We start from the raw sequence: 13,391 nt of genomic DNA, 5'->3' as shown, positions 1-13,391 counted from the left end.
ATCGGAAACATACTCATGAAAAAACAGAAGCTCATCATTGTCGGCAATGGCATGGCGCCGGGCCGAGCGCTCGAACACCTGTTCGAGCTGGCGCCCGACGCCTATGACGTCACGATTTTCAACGCCGAACCGCGTGTCAATTATGATCGGATCATGCTGTCGCCCGTGCTTTCCGGCGAAAAGGAATTCGAGGAAATCATCATCCACGGGGATGGCTGGTACATCAAGCACGGGATCATGCTGTATAAGGGCCATAAAGTCGTCAATATCGACCGTGCGGCCAAAACAGTTACTTCCGACGCGGGTACAACCGAATCCTACGACAAGCTGCTGATTGCCACCGGTTCTTCTCCCTTTATCCTGCCGGTGCCCGGTAACAATCTCCCCGGTGTTCTGACCTATCGCGATCTCGACGACGTCAGGGCCATGCTGCTCGCTGCGCAGTCGCGGGCTCGGGCCATTGTAATCGGCGGCGGATTGCTTGGCCTCGAAGCGGCTGCGGGCCTCAAATCCCGCGATATGGATGTGACGGTCCTGCACGTCATGCCGACATTGATGGAGCGCCAGCTCGATCCGGCAGCGGGCTACCTCCTGGAAAAGGCAGTCGAACAACGCGGCATCCGAGTCATGACCAAGGCCAGCACCAAGGAGATTATTGGTGAGAAGAAGGTCGAGGGGGTGTTGCTTGCCGATGGCACGGTGCTGCCTGCAGATCTTGTAGTAATGGCCGTCGGTATCCGGCCCAATGGCGCGCTTGCCAAGGAAGCCGGGCTTGAATTCAATCGCGGCATTGTCACCGATGCCGGCATGCGCACTTCCGATCCGGATATCTTTGCCATCGGAGAATGCGCAGAAGTGGGCGGGCAATGCTACGGCCTCGTCGCGCCGCTCTATGAAATGGCGCGAGTCGTGGCGGCGCAGCTTGCAGGAAACGGCGACGCCGCCTTTGTTCATAGCGAGACGCCGACCAAGCTGAAGGTTACCGGCATCAACGTCTTTTCGGTCGGCGATCTCGGCGAGGGCGACGATCGTCAGGAAATCGTATTGCGCGATGCTTCTGCAGGCATTTACAAGCGTCTTGTCCTCAAGGACGACCGTATTATCGGCACTGTCCTTTACGGCGAAACCTCCGATGGTGCATGGTTCCATGATCTCACCAAGAAGCGTACCGATATTTCGGAGATGCGCGACACCCTGATTTTCGGCCAGTCCTATCAGGGAGGGTCCCCACTGGACCCTATGGCGGCCGTTGCAGCCTTGCCAGATGATGCAGAAATCTGCGGTTGCAACGGCGTTTGTAAAGGTAAAATAACCGGTGCAATCACCGGAAAAGGGCTGACGTCGCTCGACGATGTACGCGCCCATACCAAGGCTTCCGCTTCGTGCGGTAGTTGTACGGGTCTCGTCGAGCAGCTTCTGTCGCTCACACTCGGCGATACCTACAATCCCGCTGCAGTCACACCGATGTGCAGTTGCACGAGCCTCAGCCATGACGATGTTCGCCGTTTGATCAAGGCCAAGCAGCTGAAATCGATTCCGGAAGTCATGCAGGAACTCGAATGGAAAACCTCCTGCGGCTGCGCCAAGTGCCGTCCGGCATTGAACTACTATCTTGTGGCTGATTGGCCGGATGAATATGCGGATGATTATCAGTCACGCTTCATCAATGAGCGGGTTCACGCCAATATCCAGAAGGATGGCACTTATTCCGTGGTGCCGCGCATGTGGGGCGGTGTGACCAACTCCAAGGAACTCCGCGCCATAGCCGATGTCGTCGACAAGTTCGACATACCTGCGGTGAAGGTGACCGGCGGTCAGCGTATCGACATGCTGGGCATCAAGAAAGAGGATCTGCCCGCCGTCTGGGCTGATCTCGGCAAGGCCGGATTCGTGTCGGGTCAGGCCTATGCCAAGGGCCTGCGTACCGTAAAGACCTGCGTCGGCACGGACTGGTGCCGTTTCGGTACACAGGATTCTACCGGCCTTGGTATCCGCATAGAGAAGTTCATGTGGGGATCCTGGACGCCAGCCAAGGTCAAGATGGCTGTCTCCGGCTGTCCACGCAATTGCGCCGAAGCTACTTGCAAGGATGTCGGCATTATCTGTGTCGATTCGGGCTACGAGATCCATTTCGCTGGAGCCGCCGGTCTCGATATCAAGGGGACCGAGGTTCTCGGTCTGGTGAAAACCGAGGATGAGGCCCTGGAGCATGTCGTGGCGTTGACGCAGATGTACCGCGAGCAGGGCCGCTATCTTGAGCGCATCTACAAATGGGCGAAGCGTGTCGGCCTTGATGAAATTCGCCGCCAGATCATGGGTGATGCGCAAAAGCGCAAGGCCTATTTTGACCGGTTTGTTTTCAGCCAGAAGTTCGCCCAGGTCGACCCATGGTCGGAGCGTGTGTCGGGTGTCGACAAACACGAATTCCAGCCCATGGCCACCATCGGCTTTCACCAGGCAGCGGAGTGAGCGTCATGAATGACTGGATTGAAATCGGATCGATTAACGATATTCCGCGCCGGGGCGCGCGCTGCGTAAAGACGCCGCAAGGCAAGATCGCCGTCTTTCGGACCATGGAAGATCAGATTTTCGCCATTGACGACCATTGTCCGCACAAGGGTGGACCACTCAGCCAAGGCATTGTGCACGGAGCCGCCGTGACGTGTCCACTGCACAATTGGGTGATTTCGCTAGAAACCGGCAAGGCTCTCGGCGCCGACGAGGGAAGCGTCAGGACCATTGCCATCAAGCTCGATGGTGACCGGATCCTTGCACTGCTCGAACTTGCCGCCGTAGCGGCGGAATAGACCTTATGGAAAGCGATTCTCCCACCAGTGTTCGCACCACCTGCCCTTATTGCGGGGTAGGCTGCGGCGTTCTCGCCACCAGGGAGGAGAGCGGAGTCATTGGCATTGCGGGCGACCCCCATCACCCCGCCAATTTCGGGCGTCTTTGCTCGAAAGGCTCCGCTCTTGGCGAGACCGTCGATCTGGAAGGAAGGCTGCTCGAACCGCGGATAGAGGGCGAGCCTGCAAGCTGGGACACGGCGCTTGATCTGGTAGCAGGCCGTTTCGCCGAAACGATCAGGGAGCACGGGCCGGACAGCGTGGCATTCTACGTTTCCGGCCAGCTTTTGACGGAAGACTACTATGTTGCCAACAAGCTGATGAAAGGTTTCATCGGCTCCGCCAATATCGACACCAACTCGCGTCTGTGCATGTCGTCTTCCGTGGCCGGTCATCGCCGTGCCTTCGGTTCGGATACCGTTCCCGGCACCTATGAGGACTTGGAACTGGCCGATCTCATCGTGCTCACCGGTTCGAATTTGGCCTGGTGTCATCCGGTGCTTTACCAGCGTATCGCGGCAGCCAAGGCCAGGCGTCCGCATATGCGCATTGTACTCATCGATCCACGCCGGACCATGACCGCAGATATTGCGGACATGCATTTGAAGATCAAGCCGGACGGAGATACGGCCCTTTTCGTCGGGTTGCTCGGTTACCTCGCCGCGCAAGGCGCAGTGGATCGAACCTATCTGGACAGGTACACCTCAGGTTTCGACGCAGCGCTGGCAATTGCCAAGAACCATGATCTGCGTAGCATCTCCGCACGCACGGGGCTTTCCCCGGAGGAACTGCGCGAGTTCTTCGCGCTGGTCACGCGGACCGAGCGCTGCGTGACGATCTATAGTCAGGGTGTGAATCAGTCCACAAGTGGAACAGACAAGGTCAACGCCATCATCAACTGTCATCTGGCGACAGGCCGCATCGGCCGTCCGGGCATGGGGCCGTTTTCGGTTACCGGCCAGCCCAATGCCATGGGCGGCCGCGAGGTTGGCGGCCTCGCCAATATGCTGGCGAGCCATATGCATCTGGAAGACGAAGATCACCGTCAGCTGGTTCAGGAGTTCTGGGCGTCGCCAACGATAGCCTGCAGGCCGGGGCTGAAGGCCGTTGATCTCTTCGATGCGGTGCGGGAAGGAAAGGTGAAGGCGCTGTGGATCATGGCGACCAATCCCGTCGATTCAATGCCGGAAGCCGATCTCATCGTTGAAGCATTGAAGGCCTGTCCTTTCGTTGTGGTATCTGACATCAACGCGGTGACTGATACGACGCGCCATGCGCATGTGCTTCTCCCCGCAGCCGCTTGGGGCGAAAAGGACGGTACGGTCACCAACTCCGAACGGCGGATCAGCCGGCAGCGTCCCTTCCTACCGCTACCGGGCGAGGCGAAGCCGGATTGGTGGATGGTCACACAGGTCGCCAGGCGCATGGGTTTTGCGACTAGCTTTGCCTATGAAAACCCCTCGCAGATTTTCGCAGAACATGCGGCACTGTCGGGAACCGGCAATCGTGGCGGCCGTGATTTCGACATCAGCGCACATGCTGCCATATCGGGAGAGGGTTATAATGCTCTGCAGCCATTTCAGTGGCCGCAAGAACGTGGGAAATCAGCATCGGAGCAACGGTTCTTCGCTGACGGGGACTTCTACACGCCGGACCGTCGCGCGCGTCTTGTCGCGGTGCATCCTGCGAATGATGAAGCATCCGACCCCCGATACCCGTTTGTCCTGAATACGGGGCGTGTAAGGGATCACTGGCACACGATGACGCGCACAGGAAAGAGCGCGCGTCTTTCCAGCCATTTCGCCGAGCCCTTTGCCGAAATTCACCCCCTCGACGCAGCGGAGCTGGGTATTGGCGACGCGACCCTGGTAAGGCTCGCAAACGACCATGGCGCAATTATCGTCCGGGCTTTGCTTACCGACCGGCAGGCGCGGGGCAATGTCTTCGTGCCAATGCACTGGACCGGGCAATTTGCCAGCAAGGCGCGCGTGGATACGTTGGTGACCGCAAACCTTGATCCGGTATCCGGTCAACCTGCGCTCAAAATGGCAAATGTTGCTGTCAGGTCATTTCAGGCTCGCTGGTATGGCTTTGCAGTCATGCGCGAAAAGCCTGCATCCGTCGAAGACTATTGGGCGCTCGCACGAACACAGGCGGGTTTCCGGCTCGAGCTGGCAAGCTGCGAGCAGCCCAGGGATTGGAGTTCATTCGCTCAGCAACTATTCCAGACCGAGGCCGATGTTCCGCTGCTCGCCTATCACGATCATCGTCAGGGTCAGCACCGCATCGCGGCGTTCGAAGGTGAGACACTTGCAGGTGTGCTCTATGTAGCGCGCGAACCGGTCACCGTTTCGCGTAGTTGGGCGAGCGAACAGTTGATGCAGCAATTCGCTGACGCACACCAGCGGTATCAGCTTCTGGCAGGAAAGCCTGGCAAGAACATGCCTGACAAGGGCGCAATCGTCTGCGCGTGTTTTTCGGTTGGAAAGAACGAGATTGCGGCCGCCGCCCGCGGGGGTTGCCATACGGTGGAAGCCATCGGACAGACGTTGAAGGCCGGAACCAATTGCGGCTCCTGCCGTGCGGAAATCAGGGGTATCATCGATGCAAATATTGTCGAAGCAGCAGAGTAATACCTTACCGGCCAGCATTGGCAGCCTGGCGGTGCTGCCGGTCTTCTTCAATCTTAAAGGCAGGCGCGCGCTTGTCGCTGGCGGCAGTGCGGCCGCGACATGGAAAGCCGAATTGCTGGCGGCTGCAGGCGCGGAGGTTCACGTGTATGCGCGGGTGTTGAGCGAAGAAATGTCAGCGCTGATATCGGCATTGCCGCTCGTTTATCATCCGTGCGGCTGGTCCGCGGCCAGCTTTGAGGATGTGGCAATTGCCGTTGCCGATACGCAGACGGATGGCGAAGCGCATGCCTTTCTTACTACAGCCATTCAAAAGGGCGTTCCGTGCAACGTGATCGACCGTCCTGAATTCTGCCAGTTCCAAATTGGCTCGATCGTTAGTCGTTCGCCGGTGGTGATCGGTATCTCGACCGGCGGAGCAGCGCCTATCCTCGGTCAGGCAATCAGACGGCGCATTGAAGCACTTCTGCCGGCCTCACTTTCGAGTTGGGCGCAGCTGGCAAAAGCCGTCCGCGGTCAAATCGGTGATCTGTTGAAACCAGGCGCGCAACGCCGCCGCTTCTGGGAAGAATTTGTCGATCGCGCCTTCGCTTCGGCCGATGCACCGGATGAAGTGTCGCTGATGCATTCTGCGGAGAAGATCGCCGCCAGCCCCGCAATTGCGGCCGTGACTGAAATTACGATCGAATCCGATGATCCGGAACTTTTGACGCTAAAATCAGTACGGGTCATGCAGATGGCCGATGCGATACTGTTCGATGCGTCCATCGCTCCTGCAGTCCTGCAGCTTGGCCGTCGCGAAGCGGCAAAGATCAGTCTTACCGGCGACAGGCAGAACGATGAGGGCTTGGCAGAGCAACTGCGGGCTGAAGGCAAAAATATCGTCGTGCTGAAAAGTGGTGATCCCGACTGGATTCGAACCAGTGGCCTACAGATTAGGAATCTGTCGCTCTATCCTACTGAGCTACGGGACCATATGCCCTGACATACTGTTTTTCGGCGCCGCCGCCAAGTCTGAAGATGCGCAGAAATTTCTGTGTTTTGCCCACAATCAGGACGAGGGCGGCAGCGCGCTTTCCGCCAATTGAACCCAGTAGCTGATACCGTGCGGGATCGCGTCATCGTTGAAATCGTAGGCGGGATTGTGCAGTGATGCGGTGTCGCCATTGCCGATGAAGATGAAAGCGCCGGGGCGTGCTTCCAGCATATAGGAGAAATCCTCGCCCGCCATCATTGGCGCGACCTCGTCGTTGACTGCGTTAATTCCAGCAACGTTCCGAGCCGTTTGTGCCGCAAAGTCCGTCTCACGACTGTGGTTGAATGTCACCGGGTAGTTGCGCGTATAGTGGACAGTTGCGCTCGCCCCCAGTGCGCCCGCGACACCTTCGGAAACTTCGATCAAGCGCCGTTCGGCAAAATCACGCATTTCCGGGCGCAGGGTGCGGACGGTGCCGGCAAGTTCAGCCCTCTGCGGGATGATGTTATGGGCGTCACCGGAGTGAAACCTGGTGACGGAGAGAACGACAGAATCCAGTGGATCCGTGCCTCGAGAGACGATTGTTTGTAGCGCGTTGACCACCTGGGCACCAATGACAACCGGATCGATTGTCCGGTGCGGCTGTGCCGCATGCCCGCCCCGTCCTTCCACCGTTATCGTGAACTCGTCAGTGGCAGCCATGATCGGCCCTTTGCGAATGGCAAACTCGCCGATCGGCAGGCCGGGGATATTGTGCATCCCATAGATTTCCGAGATGGAAAAGCGTTCCATCAGGCCGTCCGCAACCATTTCGCGGCCACCGCCGCCACCTTCTTCGGCAGGCTGGAAGATCACGGCGACAGACCCCTTGAAATTGCGTGTCTGTGCCAGGTATTGCGCGGCGCCCAATAGCATTGCCGTGTGACCATCATGACCGCATGCGTGCATCGCGCCGGTTATATGGGAGGCCCAGGGCTTGCCAGTGACTTCCGTCAATGGCAGGGCATCCATGTCGGAGCGAAGGCCGACTGTCTGGCCCTCGCCGTGGCGTCCGCGTATGATGCCGACGACGCCGGTCCGGCCAATACCGGTTTCGACTACGTCACAACCGAACTGGCGAAGTTTGTCAGTGACAAACCGGGCTGTCTCATGCACATCGAACATCAATTCCGGATTCTGATGCAGATGGCGCCGCCATCCGGAAACTTCGTCTTGCATTTCGATCGCGCGATTGAGCAAAGGCATTTCGAAACCAACTCCAATCCAAGCCTAACAATTCGGTGAACAGAATAAAGGTGTTTTGCCTTTTGCCTGCCACATAAGATAGATAAAGGCATTGCCGCCCGGCGTGAAGCGCGGCTTAATGCCTTTCCAGGTTCTTTATACAGACAGGTCGGATTTCAGGAATGCGGAAAACTGTAGCACTCTTTCTTTCGAGCTGCGTGATATCGACAATTGCAGGTCTACCGGCGGCGCTTGCCGGTGCGAACATTACGGTAGACGTCGGTAACGGCGAAATCCTGTCGCAAGAAGATGCTTTCCAGCGCTGGTATCCCGCGTCGACGACCAAATTGATGACGGCCTATGTTGCGTTCCGCTTGATTGAGTCTGGACAAGTTACACTCGATACGCCGATAAAGATCACCGCTCTTGCTGCCAAACAACCGCCGAGCAAGATGGGATACAAAGTTGGTTCCGAACTCACCCTCGATAATGCATTGAAAATCATGCTCGTGAAATCTGCCAATGATATCGCAATGGCAGTTGGCGAGACTTTGGGCGGCTCGGCTGACAAATTTTCAATGCTGATGAATGAGGAAGCCAGGCGCCTTGGCATGTATGGCTCACACTTCGTCAATCCCAATGGGCTTCATTCGGATGATCACTATACGACGGCACGGGACATGGCGATATTAACGCTGCAGCTGCGCCGCGAATTTCCGCAATATGCGCACTACTTTGACATTGAGGCCATCGACTATGGCGGCAAGAAGCCCCAACCGAATCTGAACGCGCTGATTGGCCGCTTCCAGGGCGCCGACGGCATGAAGACCGGCTTTGTCTGCCCGTCCGGCTATAATCTCATTGGTTCTGCGACCCGCAACGGCAGGACGATTGTTACGGTCGTATTCGGCGAACTAAAGCTGACGACACGCGCGACAAAGGCTGCAGAGTTGCTTGCCAAGGGCTTCGACACCCGTGGTACCGGCACAACGATCGACGCGCTGCGGCCCTATGGTGCGCCGACCCGGGATGTGGCGGTCAACATGCGTCCCACGGTCTGTCCGAAGGAAGTTTCGGGGTCCGATACGTGGGACGGGAAAGATTTGGAAGGGCATATCGTTCAAGGTTCGCCCTACATGAACCGGATGGATCATGAACCGGCCGTGGAAAAGGTGGCATTGCTGCCCGCCAAGATCAATTCCCTTGGAATGGAAATGAACCGGATACCGATTCCGATGCCGAGGCCGGACCGTTCATCCCTGACCGATGCCAGCAGTGCATTGAAGGCGGTAAACTAGTGGTCGACGCTCCCATTCCAGTCTCTGTGTTGACGGGCTTTCTGGGCTCGGGAAAAACTACATTGCTCAACCGGCTGCTAAAGGATCCGGCTCTCGCGGACACGGCCGTTATCATCAACGAATTTGGCGATGTCGGTATCGATCATCTGCTTGTTGAGAAAGCCAGCGAGGGCATTATCGAACTCTCCGATGGCTGCCTGTGCTGTACAGTGCGAGGTGAACTGGTGGACACGCTGGCCGATCTGATTGACCGGCTGCAGACAGGCAAATTGCAACGTCTGAAACGGGTAATCATTGAGACCACCGGACTCGCTGACCCGGCGCCGGTTCTGCACGCCATCATGGGACATCCGGTGTTGATTCAGGCATTTCGTGTCGACGGCGTCATCACAACGGTTGATGCGATCAACGGCATGGCGACGCTCGATGGGCATGAGGAGTCGGTCAAACAGGCTGCTGTTGCTGATCGCATCGTCATTACAAAAACGGATTTGCCGGGAGCCAAGCAGGGCCTTCCCGCGCTGCGGGCGCGTCTGTCCGCGCTCAATCCCGGTGCCGATCTCGTCGATGTCGATGACCGGCGTACCGGCTATGCGGCACTGTTCGAGTGCGGCGTCTACAATCCCGAGACAAAGACAGTTGACGTGCGGCGCTGGCTGAGAGCCGAAGCCTATCGCGATCGCGAGCACGAACGCGGTGATATCGACCACCATCACCACGCGCATGACCACGACCACCGTCATCACGGCCACCATCATCACGATGTCAACCGGCACGATGCGTCGATACGCTCATTCTCGCTGAAGCATGACGCGCCGGTGCCGCTATCCAGCTTTGATATGTTTCTCGACCTGTTGCGCTCGGCGCATGGTGAGAAACTGCTGCGGGTCAAAGGCATCGTGCAATTGGCGGATGATCCGGAGCGCCCGTTGGTCATTCACGGCGTGCAACAGATCTTTCACCCGCCCGCACGGCTTGCTGCCTGGCCGAATGGTATCCGCGAGACCCGGCTTGTCATGATAGTCAAGGATTTGCCGGAGAGTTACGTAACGCAGCTCTTCAATGCATTTCTGGGGCAGCAGCCGCAGATCGACACGCCAGATCGCACAGCATTGTTCCACAACCCTTTGGCAATTTCTGGTGTGAAACTAGGGTGAATCAGCCGCGCTCGATGTGAAAGCGGTGTCCGCCGGCGAGACTAAGGGTTTCAATCAGCCGGTGGCCGTCGGTCAGGCAAAAATTCGGCATGTCGATCACAGCGAGAGGGTCGCTCGTCTCGACCCATAACCGGCTGCCCGCCACCATGTCCTGCAGTTTCCTACGCGTTTTCAGAACGGGCAACGGACAATTCAGACCGCGAAGATTGTAAAGCTCGGCATCCATACAGTGCTCTTTCTGCAGTCTAGTTGCCAATTATCTTCCACCAGGCCTTTTTGGCAGGGGCTGGCTGTTCGGCCGCGGCCGCGGGCGCGCCTGATGTCAGAGCTGCCGTGGTTTGCGGAGCTGATGCCGGCTGCTGAACGGCAGGTGCAGGGGTCGTGGTGGGGATGGACATTGGCGCGGCCGAAGCCGTCATTCTCGTCATGCGAGACCTTTTGGAAGCTTCGCGCTCTTCCTTTGCCTTGTCCGCTGCAACTGCTGAAGCAAGCCGAACCATGACCTGCGGCTTCGACGCCGCATCCTTGTCTTGCGGTGACAGGGAAGGCGGCTCCTGCGTAACGCGCTCACCACGGGCACGACGAGCGCTCCAGTCCGCAATGATCTTTGCCTCGGTAAGACCTTGAATGGAGCGGCTCGGCGGCTGGATCCTGCCCTTGCCTACCATGGATGAGAACGCTGTCTCGTAGCTGGACTGGTAGGACTGGTAGGCCATTTTCAATGATTCGGGCTGATCGGCGGGCGGGCAAGCGCTTGTTGCAGCAATTGGCGCATTGGGATCAGAGGTATGATTGAAGACATATTTCTTCTCGCACACATCCACCTTCGGCGGCACCTTCGTGATTTCGAAGTGATCATAGCCCTCCTTCAGGTTCTTCCAGAAAGCGTAGTTGGGATCATCGCGATACCGCGCCATATTGGCGGCCGTCATGCGGAAGGGAAAGGCCTCAAGCTGGATCGACTCCTGACCGCCCTTGAAGGCATCGCGTGCGAAAGCATAAATCTGTGCAACTTGCCCATCGGTCATCGAATAGCACCCCGACGACGAGCAGGCGCCGTGCACCATAAGATTGGCCCCGGTGCGACCCAGCGTACGGTCCAGGGCATTGGGAAAACCGGTGTTGAACGACAGATAGTAGCTTGATTTCGGGTTCATTTGCGCCGGACGCACTGCATAGAAACCTTCCGGCGCCTGGCGGTCACCCTCGATGAACTTTGGACCGAGTTTGCCGGACCATTTGCAGATCTGGTAGCTCGTGACCATGTCGTAACGGCCATTGTCCTTGCGCTTCCACACTTCAAGGACGTTCTCCTCCTTGAATATTCGGAACATGACGGGCGAGGTCGTGCTCATGCCCTTTGCTTTCATGCTCTTGACGAGCTTATCGGGCAGCTGCGTTCCGGCGCCATTCGGAGAAAGGTCGTCGATCGATGAACCCTGGCATGCCGCAAGGAACAGAGTGAGCATCAATGGCGCAAGAATATGTGTTGGTATTTTCATCGCTGCAGCTACTACCGGTTTGCCAATCTCATTCGCCAAGGTCCAAATCGCGCGGATTTGGCACCCGCAAGTTCATAAATGCATCCGCTATAGTTGATAAAGCCTTACCGCACTTGCGCAAATTGCTCAATCACGCAAACGTCTCCTGCAACAAAGACAGGGCGGATTTATGGCAATTGTTCGAAAACGCCGCTGCGAGACCATGGTAGGGTCAGGACCTAATCAGGCCAATAAAAAAGGCGGTGCATTGCACCGCCCTTTTTTGAATTCACAACGAACGGGTATCAGCCGTTCAGCGCGTCCTTCAGAGCCTTTGCAGGCTGGAAGGCAACCTTCTTCGAAGCGGCGATTTTGATCGTTGCGCCGGTTGCAGGGTTACGGCCTTCGCGAGCGGCGCGCGACTGTACCTTGAACTTGCCGAAACCTGGCAGCGATACTTCATCGCCGGCTACGACGGAATCGGTGATACCTTTAAGAACGCTGTCAACAATCGCCTTGGACTGAACTTTTGTAAGACCCTGATCAGCAACGAGCTTCTCGATAAGATCGGACGTATTCATGTTGGCGGTTTCCTCAGTATATTCGTTGATCGGAGGCGTCTGTATGGCACGCGATTTCCGCCCTGTCATCAGGGATAGCGCCCAAAAAGCTGGTTTATACCCAGTGTTTACAGGGTTTTTTGCGAAACCGGCTATGAAAGTCAGGATTACACTCCCGTGAGGCAGGCAAACGGCGAAAGGTGATTCGGTTGGATGGGGGCCGGAATCAGATGCGTTCCGCGCGAAGAATATCTGTCATATGCCAGATGGGGGGATCGCCGATGTGACGGACGAGATGATCGACGAAGGCACGCACCTTCGCCGATACATGCCGTGTCGGCGGATAGACAGCGTATATTTTATAGGGAAGCGGCCTGGCCTCAGACAAGACGGAAACAAGGGTTCCAGCACGCAAAGCATCTGCCGCGATAAACATAGGCAGCAGGACCAAGCCTAAACCGGCGATTGCCATATCGCGCATTGCCTCGCCATTATTGGCAACGATACGTCCGTGCATCGCTACAGAAATCGGCTCGGCCGGGGAGGCCGGATTCTCGAATTGCCACAACTGGCTGGTGTTGACGTTGGAATAGTCGATACAGGCGAACAAACTTAATTCGTCAATGTTCGTTGGCAGACCGTTGGCGGCGGCAAAGTCCGGACTACAGCAAATGACACGATCATCTGTACAGAGCTTTCGAGCAATCAGGCTTGAATCCCGAAGGATCCCGATGCGGATGCCGACATCGTAACCGCCACGAACCAAATCTACCATGCGGTCCTCAAACTCAACGGCGATTTCCAGATCAGGATACTGACGGGCGAAATCCGCGATCATTCGACCGAGATAGAGTGTGCCGAATGTCATTGGAGCGGCAATACGCAGACTACCGCGAACGGCACTGTTCCGTTCCCCAACCTTGTCGGCGCTCTCCATGAGTTCGCGAACCAGCGGCCTGACGCGCTCGACAAAATCGAGAGCATTGTCCGAAGCAAGCAGTTTTCGCGGTGAGCGCTGGAACAATTCTATGCCAAGTGCACCTTCCAGATCAGAGATGCGTTTGCTGACCACTGATTTCGATAGATTGAGGCGCGCTGCAGTCGCTGTGATACTGCCGGTTTCCATCATATCCAAAAAAGTGAGAAGATCGTCAAAGCGCCACTTCATAGTTCTACCATAGTGCACAAAGTGGCGATTTGGAAGGCTATGTTCACCCAT

10 protein-coding genes, 1 tRNA gene and 1 pseudogene are annotated in these 13,391 nt (G+C 57.1%); 6 read left to right on the top strand and 6 right to left on the bottom strand.

The genetic code is table 11. The features are described from left to right. Window positions 1-15: 15 nt before the first annotated feature. From nirB to CU103_RS32920, 4 genes and pseudogenes are all read left to right on the top strand, one after another. On the top strand, window positions 16-2,469 hold the full coding sequence (gene nirB / locus CU103_RS26235) for a nitrite reductase large subunit NirB (RefSeq protein ID WP_106666975.1): 2,454 nt from the start codon (window positions 16-18) through the stop codon (window positions 2,467-2,469). Window positions 2,470-2,474: 5 nt separating this feature from the next. Beyond that, window positions 2,475-2,807: a nitrite reductase small subunit NirD gene (gene nirD, locus CU103_RS26230; protein ID WP_106666974.1), complete on the top strand. Its 333-nt coding sequence runs from the start codon at window positions 2,475-2,477 to the stop codon at window positions 2,805-2,807. Window positions 2,808-2,812: 5 nt separating this feature from the next. Continuing rightward, the gene (locus tag CU103_RS26225) at window positions 2,813-5,479 is read left to right on the top strand and encodes a nitrate reductase (protein ID WP_106666973.1); all 2,667 of its coding nucleotides are present in this window, start codon (window positions 2,813-2,815) and stop codon (window positions 5,477-5,479) included. Then, a pseudogene (locus tag CU103_RS32920) lies at window positions 5,451-6,392 on the top strand (precorrin-2 dehydrogenase/sirohydrochlorin ferrochelatase family protein); the annotation flags it as partial. The gene CU103_RS26225 and the pseudogene CU103_RS32920, both read left to right, overlap by 29 nt. Here the strand turns inward: CU103_RS32920 and CU103_RS26210 are convergent. Further along, a tRNA-Arg gene (locus tag CU103_RS26210) sits at window positions 6,374-6,450 on the bottom strand. The pseudogene CU103_RS32920 and the gene CU103_RS26210 overlap by 19 nt on opposite strands. Before the next feature lie 77 nt (window positions 6,451-6,527). Further along, window positions 6,528-7,697 carry a M20 aminoacylase family protein gene (locus CU103_RS26205; protein ID WP_106666972.1) on the bottom strand — a complete coding sequence of 390 codons (1,170 nt, stop codon included), beginning with the start codon at window positions 7,695-7,697 and terminating at the stop codon, window positions 6,528-6,530. 161 nt (window positions 7,698-7,858) lie between these two features. Here CU103_RS26205 and CU103_RS26200 point away from each other — a divergent pair, with 161 nt between their 5' ends. Next, complete coding sequence (locus CU103_RS26200) at window positions 7,859-8,974, top strand: D-alanyl-D-alanine carboxypeptidase family protein (RefSeq protein WP_106666971.1); 1,116 nt, start codon at window positions 7,859-7,861, stop codon at window positions 8,972-8,974. Then, window positions 8,974-10,131 carry a CobW family GTP-binding protein gene (locus CU103_RS26195; RefSeq protein WP_106666970.1) on the top strand — a complete coding sequence of 386 codons (1,158 nt, stop codon included), beginning with the start codon at window positions 8,974-8,976 and terminating at the stop codon, window positions 10,129-10,131. The genes CU103_RS26200 and CU103_RS26195 overlap by 1 nt, the downstream gene beginning before the upstream one ends. Window position 10,132: 1 nt before the next feature. Here the strand turns inward: CU103_RS26195 and CU103_RS26190 are convergent, their stop codons facing one another. The 4 genes from CU103_RS26190 to CU103_RS26175 form a co-directional block, all read right to left on the bottom strand. Further along, entirely contained in the window at window positions 10,133-10,357 is a 225-nt protein-coding gene (locus CU103_RS26190) for a sulfurtransferase TusA family protein (RefSeq protein WP_106666969.1), read from the bottom strand. Window positions 10,358-10,376: 19 nt separating this feature from the next. Further along, on the bottom strand, window positions 10,377-11,633 hold the full coding sequence (locus CU103_RS26185) for a L,D-transpeptidase family protein (RefSeq protein WP_106666968.1): 1,257 nt from the start codon (window positions 11,631-11,633) through the stop codon (window positions 10,377-10,379). 284 nt (window positions 11,634-11,917) lie between these two features. Further along, complete coding sequence (locus CU103_RS26180) at window positions 11,918-12,193, bottom strand: HU family DNA-binding protein (RefSeq protein ID WP_099997835.1); 276 nt, start codon at window positions 12,191-12,193, stop codon at window positions 11,918-11,920. A 205-nt stretch (window positions 12,194-12,398) separates the two neighbouring features. Beyond that, window positions 12,399-13,340: a LysR family transcriptional regulator gene (locus CU103_RS26175; RefSeq protein ID WP_106666967.1), complete on the bottom strand. Its 942-nt coding sequence runs from the start codon at window positions 13,338-13,340 to the stop codon at window positions 12,399-12,401. Window positions 13,341-13,391: the final 51 nt, after the last annotated feature.

Source organism: Phyllobacterium sophorae (assembly GCF_003010965.1).
Lineage (GTDB): Bacteria > Pseudomonadota > Alphaproteobacteria > Rhizobiales > Rhizobiaceae > Phyllobacterium > Phyllobacterium sophorae.
This window is presented reverse-complemented; position numbering and strand designations above follow the sequence as displayed.